This is a genomic window from Ralstonia sp. 1138 (assembly GCF_040544795.1).
In the GTDB taxonomy this organism is placed as follows: domain Bacteria; phylum Pseudomonadota; class Gammaproteobacteria; order Burkholderiales; family Burkholderiaceae; genus Ralstonia; species Ralstonia flatus.
In genome coordinates this window covers 41,766-61,723 of the sequence record NZ_JBEPKQ010000008.1, presented here as the reverse complement: position 1 = coordinate 61,723, position 19,958 = coordinate 41,766, and the positions used below count along the sequence as shown (strand labels likewise).

Genomic DNA, 19,958 nt, shown 5'->3' with positions numbered 1-19,958 from the left:
TCGTGTTGGAACCGGCCTCGTCTCAGGCGCCCAGGCGGCGCATCTCGGCCAGGAAGGTGTCTTCCGTCCAGGCCTCGCCACCGGCCGCATTGCGCGGGCCGCGCTCGTTCAGCACGGCGACGATGTCGGCCGGCGTTTGCGCGCCGCCCAGGAATGCCGCTTCCAGCGAATCGGCCAGCTGGTTCTCATAGGCCGTCGGCTCGGCGGCGCGTGTTTGCCACACCAGATTGGCGACGTGGCCCGGGCGTTCGACACGGCCCTTGCCAGCGACGTTGTTCGGAGAAATGGGCTCCCACGGAGCGAGGTCGGGGTTGTATTGCGATTGCATTTCTGTCGACTCCATCACGTTTCGCTTGTTTTACCTATGAAACGTCTGTTAATATCTGGAACACAGGTGCAACTATAGACCGCGTCTTCGAAATCGCAGATGCGGGATTACCCTATGGTTTGCGGAAAAACGCGTTGGCGGCGGACGGCGCATCCGCCGGATCGCGCGCTGGACAACGGTCTTGATGCCGCGCCCGCGGTGCGGTGCCTCAACGGACCTACGAAGCTGCGTGGCCTCTGTCGGGGCCATGTCGTCTTACGATCGACGCTCCCTCAACCCGCACCTGTCATCCTCATGAGCGCCAGCATCTCTGTCTGCGGAACGCCGCCGACCAACTTCTATATCGAATACAGCAACGGCCGCGAGCCGATCAACGCCCCCACCCTGGCCAACCAGGCCAGGATGGAAGTACGAACGGACGACGCCCGGAAGATTGCCGTCATCCGCCAGGATGACCACCACATCAAGATCGACAAGGTCGGGCCGGATGGGCAGCAGACCACACTGGCCGACGTGGATATCGGCAGTGTTGAAGACGCCCTCAAAGTCGTAGGTGGCACGCGTTCCAACGACTTAAAGATCGATTCGCACACTTCGCTGCTCGACCTCTGGGGGCACGGTACGTCAACCTCCCTGGACCTCGGCGACGGCTATTCCGTCAAGATCGACAAGACCATCGACGAACATCAGTTCTTGGCAATGATCGGCAGCAACCCGCCGACGTACACGACCAGCGTCGAGCTTAAGGGGCCGAACGACGAGCACATCAGCTATGGCGCCGAGGGCGGTAGCGATTGGAGCCATTTCGACGTGCCGAAATACGATTGTTAGGCGACCTCCAGTGCGGGCGCTGCGCGACCGCTAGCCATTGCCATCCGTCCACGGCGCCAGCAGCCCGAGCAGCGCACGCGCACCAATGCCGACGCCCAGCACGAGCGCCGGCTGGAACGTCGAAAGCCCGCCCTTGTCGAGTAGAAAGTCGTCGGCTGCCGGCACGTTCGGCCCTTTGGCCGCACCGCCGACCGGCATGCGCCACCACGGCAGCAAGCTGTTGTGGCGCACCACCCGGCCAAGATCACGCCGGGCGCGGTAGGCATCGATATGCATCTGCTGAAACGCGCGGAAGAACCACCAGTCTGCCGAGACCTTTCCGAGTTCCACGAGTGCTGATGACCAATGGTTGCTGCCGGCTTCCAACAGCAGATGGGTGGCGTCGGCGCCGGTAAAGGGCAAGACGCCGAGCGTCGCCAGCTTGTTGGACCACTCTTGTAGCAACGTCACAGGCACCGGCTTGCTGGTAGGCGTGCCGACCTCCGGCAGGAACGGATACACGACCAGCGGACGGTGCCCGAGGGCGACCAGCCATTGCAACGGCCGGGGCAGATGCTCTGTTCCGCCGAACATCGAGGGCAGTCTTGCGCCTGCCGGCCGCACTGTCGGGTCCTGCTGCAGCCGATCCGCCCGCAGGCTCAGGGTGCGGCCCAGCCGCGCACTGATGCTGGCCATCGGGTGCACAGCAGAAAAGATCAGTGTCGCGAGATTCGAAAACGTCTCGCCTGCCGCCTGCAACGACGCGAACGACGGATCGAAGAAGCCCGGATGCATCAGGTGCAACAGGTTGGAAACATCGTTCGGGCCGTAGCTCCACATGCGGATCGTCTCAAGCAGCCAGCCAAGCTCGCTGCGGGCCGACAAAACCTGCCCGGGCGCGGCGTCCACCTGCCGCAGGGCATCGCTGTCGTGCGGATTTACCTTGAGCAACATGCCGAGCATGCGGTAGCGGTCGCGGTCGGCTTTCGATACGCCGCGCAAGGTGCCGCGCCAGCCGGTCATGAGGCGCCATGTGGAAGCCGGCGAGGCATCGGCCTGACGCGCGATGCGCACGCGCACGCCATCCGACACCATCCCCAGCGTCGACCGCAGGCCCAGCATGCCGAGACTCAAAGCATTCCAGTCCGCCAGCGTAAAAGTCGGTAGGCCGTAGCGCACGCCGGCGTAGGTGGCGGACGCGATCGTGGCCGTCGACGCCAACGCGCGGAACACCGGACCACGGATCTTCATGCCGCCGGAAACGGTCGGCGGCGTGTAGGGCTCACCGGGCTTGGGTCCGTAGGTGTTGCGCGGGTTGGGAATGCTCTCGTGATGGCGCCGGCTGTTGGCGTCTACCGTCACGATGGCCCCCTGCGGCGACTCGGGCGGCAGCCAGCCCACCTTGAGCATGCGGCCCAGATCGCGCGCGCCCATCACGACGGGGTACGTAAACCGCACGCCTCGCCCGCCGGGAGCCTGCGCGATCTGGCGCGCCGCATCGCCGCGCGCCGCCGTGATCGACGACCACACCTGCGTATCGGAAGTGTCCAGCGCCAGGCCGATGCCCTGCTCGCCAAAAACAGTTTGCGGCGGCCGCGAGGTTGTCACGAATACCGCGGTCTCCGGTTGACGGGAAGCCCAGAATCGCCCGGGCTCGTTCGAGAAGCCATTGAGCAGACGGCGCCAAAGCGGCTGCCACTCCAGCGGACGCGGCTGAAGGTTGCTCAAGAACATGCGCCACGCTTCCTGCTCGTCGGAAATGTGCTCGGGGTCCACGCCCTCGCCGCGCAACGCAAATGCAGTGGCGCGCTCCACGGCGGCATCGGCATCGACGGACGGATTGGGCAGCGCCGGCTTGAGTAGCGGCAACGGCGGTTCGACGGTTTCCACGCGCGCGAAGCCCCAGTCCTTCCGGTATCGCAAAGGCGGCGTGGTCACGGTTTCGAAGGCGGGGGGTGTTCCTGGCGCAGCATCGCGATCGGCCGCTCGGCGCAGGAAATACCGTTGAATGCCGATCCGCACCTGGGCCGGTGTTCCGGCGGCAAAGGTGAATTGCTCGTAAGGCCGCTCGTTGCCGAAGTGGTGGGTATGTGCTGGCGGCTGCGAAGCGTAGGCAGCGATGGCATCAGCCTTGAGCCTGCGCTCCGCATCGTTCAACTGCAGCGTCCAGGTCCGCCCGCGCAGATTCAGCACGGAGGTCGGATACCAGCCGATCTCGTTGGCCCACATCAAGGGCAGTGCCTGGCCTGTGGAACGCTGGTACGCACGCGCGGCCTGGCGCATCAGGCGGCTGCCTTCGGCGTGGGCCGGATGCACGTTGCGGTTCATACGCAGCCCGACGGCCAGGTCGTATTGCTCCGTGCGCATGCGTTCGGCCAGGTAGCGGACGATGAAGGGCCTGTTCCATCTGGCAACGATGCTGTAGCGCAGGACGCGCTCGCCGGGCCTGCGCCATGGGTTGATGTCGGCGTTGCCGTGCAGCACCGTCACCTTCACGCGTGAGCCGCCACCCAGCCGCGCATAGAACGCACGCAGCTCCTCTTCGCGCAGTTGGCCGAGTGCGCCGGGCTCGGCAAATTCCGCACCGTCGCCGCCATACACCGGCAGTGGAATGCCGGACTCCGTGCTGAAGATCGTCCCGCCGTTGCCACGCGTGATGTACACCACGTGGATCTCCGTGCCTGCCGCGATGGCCCGCCGCAGCATGCCGGCCATGATGGTGTCGTCGTCGGGGTGCGCCAGCACCACCAGCATTTTGTTGACACCGGCTGACTGCGCCTCCGCACGCTGGCGCTTGGTGCGCGGCGTGGCGCCGGCGCGCCACTCGGCGGCTGTCATCGCCACGCCCATTTCCGTGGCGCCGGTCCCGCTGCGCGGCACGCGCGTCGTCCCAAACTCCGGATGCAACCACGCTGCCGGCGTTGTGCGCTCCGCCGGCGCCACGTAATCGACTGCATGCGTCAGCAGCATGGCCGCCACATCCGGAACGAGCTGCGCCCACACATCATCGCGATCGTGCTCGCTCATCTCGTCGAAATGCGGCAAGGCTTCGGCCACGCCGTCCGCCAGGTTGACGCCGCCGGCCACGCCTGCGGCCCTGCCGAGCGCCCGGGCCACGGTGGTCGTACGGGCAAGCGACGTGTTCAGCGCCGATGCGGCCGACGCCTCCAGTTCCGCACCCTCCGCTGCCGCCCGCGCACCAAGCACGAGCGCGCGACCGAGCGCAACTGTCGCGGCGCCGCCAAGGCCTTCGGCCAGCACGGTGCCCCACACCTGCCGCGCGTGGCCGCTCGTCAGCGGGTTGAGGTCTTCGTCGTGCGAGATCATCTGCGGCAGGTCCGAGCGCGCGGCGCCGTAGACAAGGCCCGCCGCACCGGCCAGCAACGGCACGATGCCGTCGGTCAGCACACCTGCGGCCAACAAACCGCCCGCCAGCACGGCGTCCAGATGGAACGTCCGGTTCGCCGCCTCGAACACACTCTCGATGCGCGCCTCGCCCATGAACAGACGCAGTTGCCCATCGGCATCGAAGCGATTGGCGCCCTGCGCGTCGCAGTCCGGCGCCACCATCAATGCGGCCTCGCCGCCGACGGGCAGGTCGCATGCATGGCGGAAGTCGTCGAGCGAATCGTAGGTGCGGTTGGCGCCGGCATCCACCCAGCCGGTCGTGCCATCGGGGCGCGTGAACTGCATCAGCGCGCCGTCTTGGATCACGCTGTCGGCGGGCGTCAGCTCCGAGCCTGGCTTGATGGCCGTGACAAACGGCAGAAAGTTCACCTGCAGCGGCCGCGTGCGATCGGCATCGCCATAGACGCGGTCAACGATCCGTTGAAGCTGGGCCCGCACGTCGGCCGGTGCACCGGCAAACCAGCGCCCCTGCCGGGCCGCCTCGACAAGCGCCTGCGGCGTGGGCGCGTCCAGACCGCTCACGGGCAGGATGCCGAACGCCAGGCCCGCGAGATTCATCAATTGATCGGCCGACGATACCGTGATGGCCTGATCGCCAAACTGCAGGAAAAACTGCTGGAGATACGGTCGGGCCAACGCCTGGCCGTGCGTTCGGAACAGCTCGAAACGGGCGCCTGCGTCGTCCTGCTGGGCTGGTGACAGCGCAGCAAGCAGGTCCTGTGCATGCGCGCTAGCCTCGTCGGTCTGGGCTTGCAGACGCGCGCGGGTGGCGTCTTGCGTGCCTTGCCGGGCACTGTCGACCTTCGCGCGCAGGTCGGCAAGCGTCTTCGCATCGGCGCCGGTGGCTTGAGCCATGCGCAAGTCCTGCTCGGCGCCATGCAGCGTGCGCTGTGCAGTCTGCCGCGTCAGCTCCGCCTGCGCCCGGTCGGCTGCGGCCTGGGAGTGCGCAGCCTGTCGCTGCGCGTCGCCCGCCAACTTGCCGGTGAGCGTCTTGGCATTGTCGGCAGCCAGGAAGGCAGCCGTCCACGTCGGCACAGCATCCTGACGCGCCTGCGCAAGCGCCGCCGTGGTAGGCAGCGTCTGCGTGCGGGGCTGGCACTGCAGAATCTGCTGCCGTCGGGCTTGTTGATCGGCGTACTGTGCGTCGGCAACGCGCTGCTCTGGAGCGACATCGGCTTGCGCCTTGACGAGCGCATCGTCGCCGGCCTGCTGAAGATTCTGCGCTTCGTCGTCGGGGATGGCCCCGCTGGCGCGGCCGGCGACAACGGCATCGTGGTACGTTTGCCAGTCGCCGCGGTTGGCAGCGTCAGAAAGCACTGCCAATGCGTCGGCATGCACGGCGTCGTGCGTGTGGTTAAGGACGAGTGTGGCATTGCGGGCCGCCGCCTGAGCGTCGCTCCATTGCCTGCGCGCATCCAAGGTGGCCTGCGAGGGCTCGTCGGGCAAGTTACGCACCGGCGGCCGCGCGGCGCGGTCACTGGCCTCGGCCGAATCCAGCACTTGCCGCGCATCGTCAAGCTGGCGCTGCGCCACGTCCTGGGCAACGCGCGCGTCGGCCTCGCCCGCCTGGGCCCGTGCAAGCACCAGCGCGGGCACTGCAGCCTCCTGACGCTGCTTCTGCTGCACCGTCATCACGGTCTGAACATGGTTGCCGGGCTGTGCCGCGGCCACGGCATCGGCCTGCAGATGCGCTCGGGCTGCGGCGGCCATGTCGTTCGCCAGTTGCCCATTGCGTTGCGCCTGCCGCCGCGCGGCTTGGGCGGCCGCTTCTTCGGCGTGTTGCCCACGCGACTGCGCGATCAATGCCGCGCGCTCGGCCTGCAGCGCCTGCAAGGCAAACTGCGCAGCCAGGTAAGCCGCCTGCGCCAGTTGCCGTGCGGGGTCGGTCGTCTCGGGGTCGATGGGCTGAGCAGGCCGCGCCGCTGTCACCGCGCGCTGTGCGTCGCGAATCTGCGCGGCGAGGTCGCGCAGACGCGCCTGCTGATCGGAAGAAAAAACGAGAGAAGACGACGCAGTGGACGCGTCCACCAACGCAGGCAAGGTGACAGGCATACAGCAGCACATAAGCTCAGATGCCGCGACCTTACGTGCCGCCCGCACATGCGGTGTTCCGGATTTTGCTAATGCAGCGAGCACATATGCCAGTTGCGCGCGGGCCGGTGCCGCACGCGCACTTCAGGCCTTACTGGATGCCGTAGCCGCTCAGAACAATTTGCGATAGACCACGAAGCCCGACTTGTCCGCCAACGTGTCATACAACCGCATGGCGGTCGCGTTGGTTTCGTGCGTCTGCCAATAGACACGTGGCAAGCCGTCGGCCTGCGCGCGACGGTACACCGCTTCGATCAAGGCCCGGCCCACGCCCTGCCCGCGCGCGGCCTGCGCCGTAAACAGATCCTGCAAATAGCAGCTCATGCCGATTTGCGTGGTGCTGCGGTGGTAGAGGAAATGCACGATGCCGAGTAGCTCACCGCCACGCTCGGCCACCAGCGCGTAGACGGGCTCCGCTTCGTCGAAGAACCGCTGCCATGTCGTCTGCGTGACGATGTCGGGCAAGGCCGTCTCGCCCGCACGGCCGTAGAAGGCGTTGTAGCCATCCCAGAGCGGTTTCCAGGCGGCAAAGTCGTCTTGGTGGATGGGGCGGATGTGGAGGTCGGCAGGGACGGTCATGGTGAGCTGGGCAGGTGGCAACGCTCCCGCATTCTGCCAGCCGGCTGCTCCGCATGCAGCCGGCTTTCCTATCGATGGCTTAGCGCGGGAGGAGCACCGAAAGGTCGACCCCGTCTTGCACCAGCTCGTCCTGGACCTTGTGTCGTGCCGCGTCATTCGGCGAGCCATACCCGAAGACGGTGTGAAGGCCCGGCGGTATGTGCTGCTGCACAAACGCCCGCGTGTGCTGATCCGCTGCATCCAGCGCGCTCGTCTTGTACAGGTAAGAGAAGTCGCGGTCACCGTTGAGCAATGCCGTCGACGTGTCGTTCGCGGCGTCCAGAACGCGTGCGGCGTCGCTCACGCGGTTCATGCCGCCCAACAGCTCTGTCTGCAGTTGTTGCGCATTCGCCTGCCGCTGCGGCGCATTGACCGGTAAGCCAGCCTCGCGCAGCGCCCGTGCTGAGGCAGCGGCATCCATGAACTGCCCCGTCACGATGCCGATCGTCTGCGCAGCACGGTCAGCGTCCAGAGCGGGGTTGCCGCCCCGGTCAAACGCCTGCTTAACCGGGTCGGCAATGTTCTCTGCCGCAGCCGCCTCGCTCTGGTGGTACTCCAAATACTGGCCCCAGTCCGTCCGAGAAGAGTCGCCCGAGTACACCTCAATATTGGCCCTCTGTACCGTGCGGCTGGTAGCGCCGATCTTCGTGGTGACGTCATCCACCAGGGCTTTGACGCCACTCTTGCCAACGTCACCCAGCGCCCCGTCCTCCAGATACGAGTCAAGGTTACGTAGCGCGACCGTAGCGTCCTGCTCGTCGACCATTGCGTGGCCCACGCGCGTGCGCGCCGCATCAATATCCGCGTCGCTCGGATCAGCCGGCAGATTAAGGCGATCCCGATCCCACCATTGCGCGTTGCTGTCTTTGGTGGCCCGGCTGGCCAGGACCAAATCCTGCACGCTCACCGTTGGCGAGGCGGCTTCATTCACAAACTTCTTCAGTGTCTCCAGGCAATTTTGGATGCTGGGCCGCGTTTGCACCGCGTGATACCCAGGGCCGTAGCCGTCGATCATCATCGTCATGCTGTTTCCTTGGCGTTAAGAATCGGATCAGCCTAACGGCACCGCGCGCCGATGTTGACTACGCCAACTCGTGCCTGCGCGCCTGGTCGGCTGCCAGGTGCAGCGCACGCCATTGGAGCGTCCATGCAGCGCTCATACCCTAGGGATTGTCCGCAGAAGCACCGCCGAGGAAAGAAAGTTTGATGAAAGCATCGACCTTTTACAGTGCGCTCCATGGCCCGGTCACGACCCGGTATCGGGCAGTGCGATCTCCACGCACATCGGCGTCACGACGATAAGGGTCGGGTGTTGTACCAGCCGCATCGCCGGACTCTACGGGATGTCAGTCCGGCGTCCGTTTCCATCGGTCTTTCCTGCTGTCAACCTTGGCCCACCGTCCTCCCGGTGGGCTGTTTTCTTTCAGGGCTGCACCGGATTGGGCACCACAAGGCGCTGCGTCAGCCGCTGCACCACCGGCGCCGCAATCAGCACGATGGTGAAGGCAGCCGGCCAGGCCAGCACGAAGGCATGCGCCCAGCGGGCAAGAAAGTCGGGGCTGATACCGGCGTTGATCCAGCCGATCCAGCCCGTCATCAACAGCGACATCAGACCCGACATCAGCCAGGCAAAAATGACACGCAGACGTGTGGCAGTGGAAACGGGTGTCGACATGGCGGTTCTCCTTGCAAGCCATCAAATGTGATTGACGGTATGCTAGACAACCGCGTTTCAAGAAACTATAGACGTTTATTGAAACTTAAATTCCAAACTTGGAATCATGCTCGACGATCTGGCCCTTTTTGTTTCCATCGTGGACCACGGCAGCTTGCAGGCCGCGGCGCGTCACGCCAACCTGCCGCCGGCCACACTGACACGGCGCCTGCAGAAGCTCGAGGCCTCGCTCGGCTGCCAGCTTCTGCTGCGCAGCGCCCGCAGCCTGAAGCCGACGCCAGAGGGTCAGCTCTACTACGAGCAGTGCCGCCCGCTGCTGACCGCCCTTGCGCAAACCACGGCCACGCTCGACGACGATCTCAACCAGGTCAAGGGCACGCTGCGGGTGCTCGCGCCGCTGAACCTGTCGCGCGGGCTGCTCGCGCCCGCCTATGCGAGCTTCATGGCGACGTGGCCGGAGATCCGGCTGGAGCTGTCGCTCAGCAACCGAAATGAAGACGTGTGGCGGCATGGCGCCGACTTGGCCATCCGCGTCGGCCAGCAAGACGACCCGAAGCTACGGCAGCGGCGGCTTGGTGTGATCGGGATGGTGCTGGTGGCGTCGCCTGCGTACGTGGCCGCGCATGGCGCGCCGACCCATCCGAATGACCTGGAAACGCACCGGCTGCTGGTGTCGTCGCCGCTCTCGACATGGCGTTTCACCTCGCCCGATGGCGAGGAAACCATCGAACTGCAGCCCCATGGACGCTGCGACCTGAACGACATCGAACTGGGCGTGACGCTGGCTGAAACAGGCCTCGGCCTACTGTACTGTCCGCACACGCTCTGCCACCAGGCGCTGGAGGCAGGCAGGCTGGTGCGGCTGCTGCCGGATTGGCGGACACCGCAGCGGCCCATCTACGCGGTGTGGCCGCAGCAACAGCTGCCACGCAAGGTGCGGACGTTGCTGGAGCATCTGGCAGCCTTCACGGCAGCCACGCCGCTGCTGCAGGCCGAACCCGCCCCGAGTGGCTCAGGCACTGCTTGAAACGGGTAAAAACACGCGTTGCCGCATCAGCCGATCACCCCGTAGGCTGGAGACTCCCGCGCCCATTTCACTGGAGACCCGATGCACAGCAGCCACGTGGTGCGCTCCGGCGACCTTCGCCTGCATGCCCGCATGACCCTGCCCGCCGACGCGTCTGCGCGGCAGCGCCCCGCCATCGTGCTTGTGCATGGCTATCCGGACGACAGTTCCGTCTGGCACGGCGTGCGCGATACCCTGGCGCGCGACCGCCGCGTGCTCACATTCGACGTGCGCGGTGCCGGCCTGTCAGATGCGCCCGCAGACACCACCGGTTACCGCATCCCGCAGTTTGTCGACGACCTTGCCGCCGTGGCCGACGCGCTGCTGCCCGGCGAGCGCTTTCATCTGGTCGGGCACGACTGGGGCTCCATCCACAGCTGGGAATCGGTGACGACCGATCGGCTGCACGGGCGCATCGCGTCATACACGTCGATCTCGGGCCCGTGCCTGGACCACGTCGGCCACTGGATGCGCGCGCAGCTCGATGCCGGCACATGGACCGCCAAACGTGCAGTGTGGAAGCAGCGGCTGCAATCCTGGTATGTGGGGTATTTCCACTTGCCGCTGGTGCCGGAATGGTCGTGGCGGCTGTGGGTCGCGCGCGCCTGGCCGTGGTGGCTGCGCAAAACCGAAGGCATCCGCATCGAAACCCAGCGACCGACGCTTGTGCGCGATGCCTGCAACGGCGTGCGAATGTACCGCGCAAATTTTCGGGAGCGCCTCGCCCGCCCGCAGGCGCGCGCGCCGCATGCGCCTGTGCAGCTCATCGTGCCAACGCGCGATCGCTACGTCAGCCCCGCCGTGACGCGCGCTGTGGAGGCCTGGGTGTCGCATTACTGGCGCCACGAGGTCGACGCCGGCCACTGGCTGCCTCTGCGCCGCCCCGACTGGGTGGCGGACTGCATCCGCTGCTTTGCCGACTACGTCGAATCAGGCCACGAGCCAGCTGAACTGCAGCAGGCCCGCGTGGCCGGCACGCTGGCATCGGCCTGACGCCACTAGAGCCACTAGAGGATTGCGCCCAACGCAAACGTTGACGCGCGTGTAACACACTGTAATCATCGTCCGCCACCACGCTGACGGCGCGCCATGACCTGGCGCCCGGACAGCTCGAGCCGCCGCTTCGCGCAAACCGCGTTGCCGGCCATCGATACAAGAAACAGGGACAAGACAATGAAAAGCAAGGTCGTGGTGTACGGCCCGCTCTACGGGAAGTGGTACGCAATCCTGGTCAACGACGGCGTGGCCGCCGAATCCAACCAGTTCGGCTCGTACGAAGCCGCCATGGGTTTCGCGTCACGCCGGTATCCGGAGCTTGAGCAGGAACGCCAGCCTTACGCGCGAGGCCGCGAAGAAAGTGAGGACGGAAGCGACAGCCGGGAAACCGCGCCGATCTGACCACGCCGGGCGGCATTGACGCCGCCCAGGTTTGTCACGACGTTAGCGGCCCGCCCCGCAGAAGCGGCCGGCGATCCATTCGAACACGCTGCCTTCGCGCAGCGAGCGGCTTTGCGCTTCGTCGCCGTAGTGGATCTGGTAAAGCGGCTTGCCGGTGGCATTGCGCGCGCGATAGAGCGTTTGCGCAATCACCGTGTAGCTGTGTCGCGCGCAATCGAGCACGACCTGTTTGACCGACGAGCGGATGGGCTGCCCATCGGCTGTCTTGATCGTGAAGTCGGGCAGCACGTTGCGCAGCAGCCGGAAGTGCACGGTGGGCGAATTGGCATCCGCCGCGGCGCCGGGCTGCGGCTTGACCGATTGCCGGTCGATGTACGAAACGATGCCGTTGATGCTCTCGAAGCGGCGCCACCGGGAATCGGCGCTGGCGGATTCGAGGGCGGGTGCCGCATCGCCCGAAACGGCTTGCGCGCCCCCCGCCGGCACAGCGGCCGACGCAGAAATGGTTTGTGCCGATACGGGCATCGCTGCCCACTGCGCGGCAACCAGAGCGGTCGCCGCGATGGCGCTTTGCCAGCGCCAGCCTCCTGTTTTCATGGGGTGTCTCGCCTTGCTGCAAAAAACTCAGCGGGCGATTCTACCGCGCTGGCGCAACCGCCTACGTCACATCTGGTCGACGGGCTCGGCAACCTCCACGCCGGCAAAACGCAGATACAGCGTACGCAGGGCCTGCGTGAGCGGGCCGGGTTGACCGTTACCGATCTGCACACCGTCGATGGACACCACCGGCATCACGAACGTCGACGCGCTCGTATAGAACGCTTCGGCAGCTTGCTGGGCTTCGGCCACGGTGAAGGTGCGCTCCTCCATCGTCAGGCCATGTTCGCGCGCCAGCGCAAGGATCGACACACGCGTGATGCCCGGCAGCACGGCGTTCGACAGCGGCCGCGTAATCAAGCGCCTATCTGCGGTGATGATGAACGCAGTCGACGACGCGCCTTCGGTCACGCGGTCGCCGTCGGTCATCCAGGCTTCGTGCGCGCCGGCGCGCGCGGCGATCTGCTTGGCCATCACCTGCGGCAGCAAGCCGACGCTCTTGATGTCGCAACGCTTCCAGCGCAGGTCGGGCACCGTCACCACGGTTGCGCCTTTCTTGGCCAGCGGGCTGCCGACGATGGATTTGACCTGGGTGAACGCCACGGCCGTCGGCGTGATGTCGGCCGGGATGCCGAAATCGCGCTCAGCCACGCCGCGCGTGACTTGCATGTAAACCACGCCCTCGTCCAGCCCGTTGCGCGCCACCAGCTCTTCGCACACACGCGTCCATTCGGCAGCGGTGTAGGGGTTGTCGATGCCGATCTCGGACAGCGAACGCGTCAGGCGGGCGAGGTGCGCGTCGTTGTCGACAAGCTTGCCGCGCGCCACGGCGGTCACTTCGTAGATGCCATCGGCAAAGGTAAAGCCACGGTCCATGACAGAGACGGTGGCTTCGGCGGCCGGCACGTATTGGCCGTTCAGGAAGATGATTCGCGACATGCTGGCAGAGAGGATTCAAGTGTGGGCGGGACTGCCCTTCCAACGAATCTACAGGATACGTGCGCCATGCCGCGAATACCGATGTGTGCCCACGTTATGCGAAAACGGCATGATCCGCGAAACCGCTCCGTTAAACTCTGCCGTTTTCGTCCGACCGCACACCCATGCCCGAACTCGTCATCCGCTCGATCCTTGCAGACGACCTGCCGGGCATCCTGGCCGTGCAGCAGGCGTGTTACGGCGACGGCTTTCTCGAACCGGGCGACGCGCTTGCCAGCCGCTGGGCGCGCAGTCCGGCCCTGTGCCTGGTTGCCTTGCGCGGCGGCGAGGTGGTCGGTTACCTGCTTTCGCATGCGTGGCATGCATGGACGCCGCCCAAATTGCTCGTGCCGCTGCCCGTTGCGGATGCCGCCGATGTGCTCTGGTTCGTGCACGACATGGCCATCGCACCTGCCGGCCGCGGCCAGCGTTTGGGCGAACAGCTTTACGCCATGGCATTCGCCAGCGCCCATGCGCAGGGGCTGCGCCACTCTCGGCTGGTGGCGGTGCAAGGCGCGGATGTGTTCTGGCGGCGCCTGGGTTATCGGTCCGCCGACGTGGATGGGGCCGCGTTGGCCGCGCTGCGCGCCATTTACGGAACCGACGCGGAATTGATGGAGCGCGCGTGGCTGTGAGCGGCCAGGGCGTCACTCCGTTACAATTTGCAACATCCGTATCGCTTCTGTAAGACCGCGCGCGCCCGGTTCCACTACAGTGCGGCGTCCTGAGGAATTCCCACATGCATAAGAACTTCGCGCTGTACGTGCTGGCAGCCGCTGCAGCGCTCTCGTCGCAAGCCGCCCTGGCTCGCGTCAATGTCGATATTGGAATCGGCGTGCCGGTCGCACCCGTTTATGTCGAGCCCGCGCCGGTCTATGCTCCCGCGCCGGTGTACGCCCCGCCCCCGCCGGCCTACTATGCGCCGGCACCGGCCTATGTCGCCCCACAGCCGGTCATCGTTGCACCTGGCTACTACGACGGTGGTCGGGGCCGCGAATGGCAGGAACGCCAATGGCGCGAACAACGCTGGCGCGAGCGTGAATGGCGCCGGCATCATCGTCGCGATTACGACGATTGATCCTGCACCGGGCCGCGTTCAAGCGGCCTTCTTGGCCAGACCCAGGTAGGTTTCGATCACGCGCGGATTGACGGCCAATTCCTGCGCCGGGCCTTCGAGCGTCATGTCGCCCGTTTCCAGCACATAACCGTAATCGGCCACCTGCAGGGCAGCACGCGCATTCTGTTCGATCAGCAGCGTTGCCACGCCGGTTTTGCGCAGGTCGCTGATGATGTGGAAGATCTCTTTGACGATGAGCGGCGCGAGGCCGAGGCTGGGCTCATCCAGCATCAGCAACTGCGGCTTCGCCATCAACGCGCGGCCCACGGCCAGCATCTGACGCTCGCCGCCTGACAGCGTGCCGGCTTCCTGCGCGCGGCGCTCTTTCAGACGCGGGAACAAGTCGTACACCACCTCCATCTGGTCGAGGTAGTTGCGCTCCCCCGCGCGCTTGCGGCGGTACGCGCCAAGCACGAGGTTGTCTTCCACGCTCATGGTGGCAAACAGCTCACGCTTTTCCGGGACGAGGCACATGCCGCGTGCCACGCGTTTCTCCACGGGCAGGCCGCTCAGGTTGTGGCCGAGATACGAGACCACGCCGCTGGCCGAACCGTTGGTCGGTAGCGCGCCCATGACGGCGCCGAGCATGGTCGATTTGCCCGCGCCGTTCGGGCCGATGACGGTCACGATCTGGCCCGCCTCGACCTTCAGGTTGGCGCCGTGCAACGCTTCCACCTTGCCGTAGCGGACGTGCAGGTCCTTCACTTCCAGGATGACTGACATGCGCGTTCTCCTTATTCCACGCCGCCCAGGTAGGCTTCCAGCACTGCGGGGTTCTGCTGCACTTCCTGCGGCAGCCCTTCGGCAATCTTGGTGCCGAATTCCATGACGACCAGCCGGTCGGTGAGGTTCATGACGAAGTCCATGTCGTGCTCGACCAGCAGCACGCTCATGCCTTCGGCCTTGAGTTTGGTGAGCAGCGCAGCCAGCGCCTGCTTTTCCTTGTAGCGCAGGCCGGCGGCCGGCTCATCGAGCAAAAGCAGCGCCGGGTCGCAACAGAGCGCGCGAGCAATCTCCAGAATGCGTTGCTGACCCAGCGCGAGGCTGCCTGCCTCCTGGTACATGCAATCGGCCAGCCCCACGCGCTCGAGTTGGCGGCGCGCTTCAAACAGCAGCTTCTGCTCTTCGGCCTGGTTCATGCGCACCACGCTGGCGAGCACGCCGCCCTGCGCTGCAAAATCGCCGCGCAGGTGCGCGCCCAGCGCGACGTTTTCCAGCACCGTCATGCCCGCCAGCAATTGCACATGCTGGAAGGTGCGGCCGATACCGCGTTTGACGATCTCGCGCGAAGGCTTGCCGCTGATGCGCTCGCCACGGTAGAGCACCTCTCCACGCGTGACAGGCAGCACGCCCGTCACAAGGTTGAAGGTGGTCGACTTACCCGCGCCATTGGGGCCGATCAGGCCGATGATCTCGCCGGCCTTCACTTGGAAGCTGACGTCGTTCACGGCAACCAGGCCGCCAAACTCCTTGCGCGCGGCGCGCACGTCGAGGATCAGCTCGCCGGCTTGCGGCTTCTCGCGCTGCTTGAGTGCCGGCGCGTCGTCGGGTGCGTGGGCCGTCGGCGCAGATGGAAACAGCTTGCGGATGAACGGCCAGACGCCATCACGCGCGTACTGCAGCAACAGCACCAGCAGCACGCCGAACACGATGATCTCGAAGTTGCCGTTGGAGCCCAGCAGTTTCGGCAGGACGCTCTGCAGGCTGTCTTTCAGGATGGTCAGCAAACCCGCGCCAAGCACCGCGCCCCACACGTGGCCCACGCCGCCGACCACCGCCATGAACAGGTATTCGATGCCGTAGTTCAGGCCGAACGGCGTGGGGTTCACTGCCCGCTGCAGGTGTGCATAGAGAAAGCCCGAAATGCACGCCAGCACCGCCGCAAACACGAAGATCACCACCTTCATCCACGCGGTGTTCACCCCCATCGCCTCGGCCATCGTGCCGCCGCCCTTGAGCGCGCGGATGGCGCGGCCTGGGCGCGAATTCAGCAGGTTCTGCACCGCCAGCACCGCCACGACAACGACAGCCCAGATCAGGTAGAACATCTCACGGCCGGTCTGCAGCGATTTACCGAGCACGTTCAGCACCGGAATGCCGTTCAGCCCGTCGTACTTGCCGAGGAATTCGAGGTTGCCGAACAGGAAGAACAACGACAGCCCCCAGGCAATCGTCGCCAGCGGCAGGTAGTGCCCCGACATGCGCATCGTAATCAGGCCGATCACGTATGCGCTGACCACCGTAATCGCCAGCCCGGCCAGCAGGCCGATCCACGGCGAGACACCGTACTGCGTTGTCAGATACGCGGTGCTGTATGCACCGAGGCCGACGAACGCCGCTTGCCCGAACGAGGTCAGGCCACCCACCCCCGTGAGCAGCACCAGCCCCAGCGCCACGAGGCTATAGAGCCCGATGTAGTTCAGCAGCGTGATCCAGAACTCGGGCGTGGGCACGATCGGGATCAACGCCAGCACAACGACGAACAACGCGGTCAGCACGCGGTTGCGCGACAGCCAGCCGCGCTGCGCCGTGCCTTCGGAAGATTTGGTCAGCGTGTTCATCGGCTTATTCCTCTTCCTCGACATGCTTGGTGGTGAGCGATCGCCACAGCAGCACCGGAATGATCAGCGTGAACACGATCACTTCCTTGAACGCCGACGCCCAGAACGATGAATACGACTCCAGCAGCCCCACCAGCAGCGCGCCCAGCGCCGCCACCGGATAGCTCACCAGCCCGCCAACGATGGCGCCAACGAAGCCCTTCAGGCCGATCAGGAAACCGGACTCGTAGTAGACCGTGGTGAGCGGCGCAATCAGGATGCCGCACAGGGCGCCCAACGCCGCCGCCAGCGTGAACGCCAGGCGCCCCGCTTGCGTGGTGCCGATGCCGACCAGCCGCGCACCGAGCCGGTTCACCGCCGTCGCGCGCAGCGCCTTGCCCGACACCGTGCGGCCAAAGTAGAAGTACAGCCCCACGATCATCAGCACCGACACGGCCACCACCCACAGGCTCTGGCCCGACACGCTGAGCGCGCCCAGGTCAAAGCGCGCATCGGAAAACGCGTCCGTGCGCGAGCCTTCCGCGCCGAACATCACAAGGCCGAGGCCGACCATTGCAAAGTGCACGCCCACCGAAACGATCAGCAGCACCAGCGTGGTGGCTTCGGCCAACGGTTCATAGGCCAGGCGGTAGATCATCGGGCCCATGGGAATGACGATCAGCAGCGTCAACGCGACCTGCGCAATCATCGGCAGTGTCATCGGGGCGAGCATGCGGGCGGCGATGTACACGGCAATCGGAAAGAGCAGGTATTTGCCCGCATAGATGGCACCCGTGCGCAGTGCGTGCAAGCGCAGTTCGGGTTGCAGCAGCGTGCGCCCCATCTCGACGAGGAACGTCAGCAGGCCCAGCGCAACCAGCATGCTGGCCGACAGGGGCGCCTTGTTGGCCTGGATGGCCGCCAGCGTGAGCGCGCCATACGCCACGAACTCGCCCTGCGGGATGAAGATCACGCGCGTGACGGAAAACACCAGCACGAGCGCCAGCGCCAGCAGCGCGTAGATCGCGCCCGATGTCACGCCGTCTTGCGCCAGGATGGCGGCAATCGACAAGTCCATGAAGCTCCTCGTTCTTGTAGTCGTGGAGTTCGCGCCGGGTGCAGACCGGGCGAGGGGGCGCCACGAGTTACGAGATAGTAAATTTCTTACGACAGGATGAAATTGGCGACAACCCTAACGCGCCGCCTTGCTCCGTCGGCTGCCCGCCTTCGGAGGACTTTCCGCAGGCGCCTGCAGCATGGCAGACAAGCGCATCACGAAGGTGCGCAGCGTGTGCTCCAGCTCGCCGCCGCGCTGCGCGTGAAATAGCGGTTGCAGGTTCAGCGCGATCAACACCAGCACAAGTTGACCGCGCGCGCCAAACACCGGCAGCGACAGCGCGTTCACGCCCGGCAGCAGGCTGCCCGACACCCACGATGCACCTTCGGTGCGGACGTCTTCGCACAGGCGGTAGTAATCGGTAAGCGAACGCGGCAGCCCGGGCAAATCGTCGCCGGCACGCTCGTGCAGTTCGCGTTCCACCAAGGGCAGCGTCTGTTCCATCGGCTGATAGGCGCCGAACAGGCGGCCGGTGGCGGAATTGAGCATGGGCAAGACGTCGCCGATGCGCAGGTTCACGCCAGGCGCGCCGCCGGCCTTTTCCCAATGCACGACGGTCGGGCCACGATCGCTCCAGACGGCAATGCCGATGGTGTGGCCGGTCTGGTCTCGCAGGCCGGCCAGCAACGGCCGCGTGCGGACGATGGCATCGGAGCGGTTGAGGCTGGCGAGGCCCAGGCGCAGCGCAAACGGGCCAAGTTCGTAACGGCCGGTCAGCGGGTCCTGCGACACCGCGCCCACCCGCTGCAGGCTCACGAGATAGCGGTGCGCCTTGGAAGGATGCATGCCCGCCGCGCGTGCCAGATCGCCGAGCGCCATCGCCCGCATGGCGCGCGTGAGCGCCACCAGCAATTGCGCACCGACTTCGATGGATTGGATGCCCGAGCGGTCGCGGCTTGCGCGCGCGTCCTCTGCATCGCCATCGGGTGGCAGGTCGTCTTCGACTTCCGTGGTCTCCATGTTTCGGGGGCGTATTGGCTGGGCTGGACTGGCCCGGGTCGGGCCGAGAAAGTGCTGCGAGCGTAGCACGCAGCCTCGCTCTGACGGCTATTTTTTGATTTTTATGCATTGTAGAAACAATGCTTCTAATCATAATCAACGTATACCCTAGGCGCATCCGGAAACCGTGCGGTCTATGATTGCCTGCGTTCGGTACAGCCTGACACTGGCGTCCCTCCCAACGCCGGTTTTCCGCCCCCTGTACGCGGCAGAACAATTCCCCCAACCGTAATTCACTACACCAGGAGTGACAGAATGGCCAAAGCCTTCGCCTCGCAAGCCGACCTCGAGGCCAAACAAGTCACCTTCACCCAGCTCTCCCCCAACGCTTACGCCTACACCGCCGAGGGCGACCCCAACTCCGGCGTCATCATCGGCGACGACTCGGTGCTGATCGTCGACACCACCGCCACGCCTGCGATGGCGCAAGACCTGATCGCTCGCATCCGCGCCATCACCGACAAGCCGATCAAGCATGTGGTGCTGTCGCACTATCACGCGGTGCGCGTGCTCGGTGCGTCGGCCTACTTTGCCGAGGGCGCGCAGAACATCATTGCCAGCCGCGGCACGTACGAAATGATCGTCGAGCGCGGTGAAGCGGACATGAAGTCCGAGATCGAGCGCTTTCCGCGCCTGTTCGCGGGCGTTGAAACCGTGCCCGGGCTGACCTGGCCGACGCTGGTATTCGAGCGCGAACTCACGCTGTTCCTTGGCCAGCTGGAAGTGAAGATCCTGCACCTCGGCCCTGGCCATACGAAGGGCGACACGGTGGTGTGGATTCCGTCGCAGAAGGTGCTGTTCTCCGGCGACCTCGTCGAATACGACGCTGCCTGCTACTGCGGTGACGCCCAACTCGAAGAATGGCCTGCCACGCTCGATGCGTTGCGCGCGCTCGGCGCCGACAAGCTCGTGCCCGGCCGCGGCCCCGCGTTGCTCAATCCAGCCGAAGTCGACAAGGGTCTCGCCTATACGCGGGATTTCGTGTCCACGCTGCTGCAACGTGGCAAGGAAGCCGTCGCGCAGAAGATGGACCTGAAGGCCGCCATGGCGCACACCCGCGCGGCCATGGACCCGAAATTCGGCAGCGTCTTCATTTACGAGCACTGTCTGCCGTTTGACGTGACGCGCGCCTTCGACGAGGCCAGCGGCATCAAGCACCCGCGCATCTGGACAGCCGAGCGCGACAAGGAAATGTGGGCCGCCCTGCAAGGCTGAA

Annotated in this window: 18 protein-coding genes; 7 read left to right on the top strand and 11 right to left on the bottom strand. The window is 65.6% G+C overall.

The features are described from left to right. Positions 1–22: 22 nt before the first annotated feature. Positions 23–328, bottom strand: coding sequence for a recombinase-like helix-turn-helix domain-containing protein (locus ABIC76_RS24710; protein ID WP_316874325.1), 306 nt, complete (start codon positions 326–328; stop codon positions 23–25). A gap of 294 nt (positions 329–622) precedes the next feature. Between ABIC76_RS24710 and ABIC76_RS24705 the strand changes: the two genes are divergently transcribed. Continuing rightward, positions 623–1,159, top strand: coding sequence for a hypothetical protein (locus ABIC76_RS24705; RefSeq protein ID WP_354535524.1), 537 nt, complete (start codon positions 623–625; stop codon positions 1,157–1,159). 30 nt (positions 1,160–1,189) lie between these two features. Here the strand turns inward: ABIC76_RS24705 and ABIC76_RS24700 are convergent, their stop codons facing one another. The 4 genes from ABIC76_RS24700 to ABIC76_RS24685 form a co-directional block, all read right to left on the bottom strand. Next, a complete protein-coding gene (locus ABIC76_RS24700; RefSeq protein ID WP_354535523.1) occupies positions 1,190–6,598 on the bottom strand; it encodes a PIG-L family deacetylase in 5,409 nt (1,802 codons plus the stop codon). Positions 6,599–6,748: 150 nt separating this feature from the next. Continuing rightward, complete coding sequence (locus tag ABIC76_RS24695; RefSeq protein WP_102065181.1) at positions 6,749–7,216, bottom strand: GNAT family N-acetyltransferase; 468 nt, start codon at positions 7,214–7,216, stop codon at positions 6,749–6,751. Positions 7,217–7,295: 79 nt separating this feature from the next. Beyond that, complete coding sequence (locus ABIC76_RS24690) at positions 7,296–8,279, bottom strand: hypothetical protein (protein ID WP_354535522.1); 984 nt, start codon at positions 8,277–8,279, stop codon at positions 7,296–7,298. 399 nt (positions 8,280–8,678) lie between these two features. After that, a complete protein-coding gene (locus tag ABIC76_RS24685) occupies positions 8,679–8,930 on the bottom strand; it encodes a DUF2798 domain-containing protein (protein ID WP_354535521.1) in 252 nt (83 codons plus the stop codon). Between the two features lie 106 nt (positions 8,931–9,036). Here ABIC76_RS24685 and ABIC76_RS24680 point away from each other — a divergent pair, with 106 nt between their 5' ends. The 3 genes from ABIC76_RS24680 (at position 9,037) to ABIC76_RS24670 (ending at position 11,394) form a co-directional block, all read left to right on the top strand. Next, entirely contained in the window at positions 9,037–9,957 is a 921-nt protein-coding gene (locus ABIC76_RS24680; protein WP_354535520.1) for a LysR family transcriptional regulator, read from the top strand. An 81-nt stretch (positions 9,958–10,038) separates the two neighbouring features. Next, positions 10,039–10,989 carry an alpha/beta fold hydrolase gene (locus tag ABIC76_RS24675; RefSeq protein WP_354535519.1) on the top strand — a complete coding sequence of 317 codons (951 nt, stop codon included), beginning with the start codon at positions 10,039–10,041 and terminating at the stop codon, positions 10,987–10,989. Positions 10,990–11,085: 96 nt separating this feature from the next. Next, the gene (locus ABIC76_RS24670; RefSeq protein ID WP_354535518.1) at positions 11,086–11,394 is read left to right on the top strand and encodes a hypothetical protein; all 309 of its coding nucleotides are present in this window, start codon (positions 11,086–11,088) and stop codon (positions 11,392–11,394) included. Positions 11,395–11,436: 42 nt separating this feature from the next. On the opposite strand, the gene ABIC76_RS24665 is transcribed toward ABIC76_RS24670, so the two are convergent. After that, a complete protein-coding gene (locus ABIC76_RS24665; protein WP_354535517.1) occupies positions 11,437–11,991 on the bottom strand; it encodes a surface-adhesin E family protein in 555 nt (184 codons plus the stop codon). Between the two features lie 66 nt (positions 11,992–12,057). Next, a complete protein-coding gene (locus ABIC76_RS24660; protein ID WP_354535516.1) occupies positions 12,058–12,930 on the bottom strand; it encodes a D-amino-acid transaminase in 873 nt (290 codons plus the stop codon). A 164-nt stretch (positions 12,931–13,094) separates the two neighbouring features. Between ABIC76_RS24660 and ABIC76_RS24655 the strand changes: the two genes are divergently transcribed. Both ABIC76_RS24655 and ABIC76_RS24650 read left to right on the top strand, forming a co-directional pair. Further along, the gene (locus ABIC76_RS24655) at positions 13,095–13,604 is read left to right on the top strand and encodes a GNAT family N-acetyltransferase (protein WP_354535515.1); all 510 of its coding nucleotides are present in this window, start codon (positions 13,095–13,097) and stop codon (positions 13,602–13,604) included. Between the two features lie 104 nt (positions 13,605–13,708). Continuing rightward, on the top strand, positions 13,709–14,047 hold the full coding sequence (locus tag ABIC76_RS24650; RefSeq protein ID WP_354535514.1) for a hypothetical protein: 339 nt from the start codon (positions 13,709–13,711) through the stop codon (positions 14,045–14,047). An 18-nt stretch (positions 14,048–14,065) separates the two neighbouring features. Here the strand turns inward: ABIC76_RS24650 and ABIC76_RS24645 are convergent, their stop codons facing one another. The 4 genes from ABIC76_RS24645 to ABIC76_RS24630 form a co-directional block, all read right to left on the bottom strand. Further along, positions 14,066–14,809 carry an ABC transporter ATP-binding protein gene (locus ABIC76_RS24645; RefSeq protein ID WP_206271990.1) on the bottom strand — a complete coding sequence of 248 codons (744 nt, stop codon included), beginning with the start codon at positions 14,807–14,809 and terminating at the stop codon, positions 14,066–14,068. Positions 14,810–14,820: 11 nt separating this feature from the next. Beyond that, positions 14,821–16,647 carry a branched-chain amino acid ABC transporter ATP-binding protein/permease gene (locus ABIC76_RS24640; protein WP_354535513.1) on the bottom strand — a complete coding sequence of 609 codons (1,827 nt, stop codon included), beginning with the start codon at positions 16,645–16,647 and terminating at the stop codon, positions 14,821–14,823. 4 nt (positions 16,648–16,651) lie between these two features. Continuing rightward, entirely contained in the window at positions 16,652–17,704 is a 1,053-nt protein-coding gene (locus ABIC76_RS24635; RefSeq protein ID WP_354535512.1) for a branched-chain amino acid ABC transporter permease, read from the bottom strand. Between the two features lie 114 nt (positions 17,705–17,818). Further along, positions 17,819–18,703, bottom strand: a complete 885-nt coding sequence (locus tag ABIC76_RS24630; RefSeq protein ID WP_354535511.1) for an IclR family transcriptional regulator — start codon at positions 18,701–18,703, stop codon at positions 17,819–17,821. Positions 18,704–18,997: 294 nt separating this feature from the next. On the opposite strand from ABIC76_RS24630, the gene ABIC76_RS24625 reads away from it, so the two are divergent. Further along, a complete protein-coding gene (locus tag ABIC76_RS24625) occupies positions 18,998–19,957 on the top strand; it encodes an MBL fold metallo-hydrolase (protein ID WP_027680133.1) in 960 nt (319 codons plus the stop codon). Position 19,958 lies beyond the last annotated feature (1 nt).

Bases quoted from the DNA above. Each gene is read 5' to 3' on its own strand.
- ABIC76_RS24680 (WP_354535520.1), top strand. From the start codon at position 9,037: ATGCTCGACGATCTGGCCCTTTTTGTTTCCATCGTGGACCACGGCAGC.
- ABIC76_RS24660 (WP_354535516.1), bottom strand. From the start codon at position 12,930: ATGTCGCGAATCATCTTCCTGAACGGCCAATACGTGCCGGCCGCCGAA.
- ABIC76_RS24685 (WP_354535521.1), bottom strand. From the start codon at position 8,930: ATGTCGACACCCGTTTCCACTGCCACACGTCTGCGTGTCATTTTTGCC.
- ABIC76_RS24705 (WP_354535524.1), top strand. From the start codon at position 623: ATGAGCGCCAGCATCTCTGTCTGCGGAACGCCGCCGACCAACTTCTAT.
- ABIC76_RS24675 (WP_354535519.1), top strand. From the start codon at position 10,039: ATGCACAGCAGCCACGTGGTGCGCTCCGGCGACCTTCGCCTGCATGCC.
- ABIC76_RS24690 (WP_354535522.1), bottom strand. From the start codon at position 8,279: ATGACGATGATGATCGACGGCTACGGCCCTGGGTATCACGCGGTGCAA.
- ABIC76_RS24635 (WP_354535512.1), bottom strand. From the start codon at position 17,704: ATGGACTTGTCGATTGCCGCCATCCTGGCGCAAGACGGCGTGACATCG.
- ABIC76_RS24630 (WP_354535511.1), bottom strand. From the start codon at position 18,703: ATGGAGACCACGGAAGTCGAAGACGACCTGCCACCCGATGGCGATGCA.
- ABIC76_RS24650 (WP_354535514.1), top strand. From the start codon at position 13,709: ATGCATAAGAACTTCGCGCTGTACGTGCTGGCAGCCGCTGCAGCGCTC.
- ABIC76_RS24665 (WP_354535517.1), bottom strand. From the start codon at position 11,991: ATGAAAACAGGAGGCTGGCGCTGGCAAAGCGCCATCGCGGCGACCGCT.
- ABIC76_RS24625 (WP_027680133.1), top strand. From the start codon at position 18,998: ATGGCCAAAGCCTTCGCCTCGCAAGCCGACCTCGAGGCCAAACAAGTC.
- ABIC76_RS24655 (WP_354535515.1), top strand. From the start codon at position 13,095: ATGCCCGAACTCGTCATCCGCTCGATCCTTGCAGACGACCTGCCGGGC.
- ABIC76_RS24670 (WP_354535518.1), top strand. From the start codon at position 11,086: ATGACCTGGCGCCCGGACAGCTCGAGCCGCCGCTTCGCGCAAACCGCG.
- ABIC76_RS24695 (WP_102065181.1), bottom strand. From the start codon at position 7,216: ATGACCGTCCCTGCCGACCTCCACATCCGCCCCATCCACCAAGACGAC.
- ABIC76_RS24640 (WP_354535513.1), bottom strand. From the start codon at position 16,647: ATGAACACGCTGACCAAATCTTCCGAAGGCACGGCGCAGCGCGGCTGG.
- ABIC76_RS24645 (WP_206271990.1), bottom strand. From the start codon at position 14,809: ATGTCAGTCATCCTGGAAGTGAAGGACCTGCACGTCCGCTACGGCAAG.
- ABIC76_RS24710 (WP_316874325.1), bottom strand. From the start codon at position 328: ATGCAATCGCAATACAACCCCGACCTCGCTCCGTGGGAGCCCATTTCT.
- ABIC76_RS24700 (WP_354535523.1), bottom strand. From the start codon at position 6,598: ATGCCTGTCACCTTGCCTGCGTTGGTGGACGCGTCCACTGCGTCGTCT.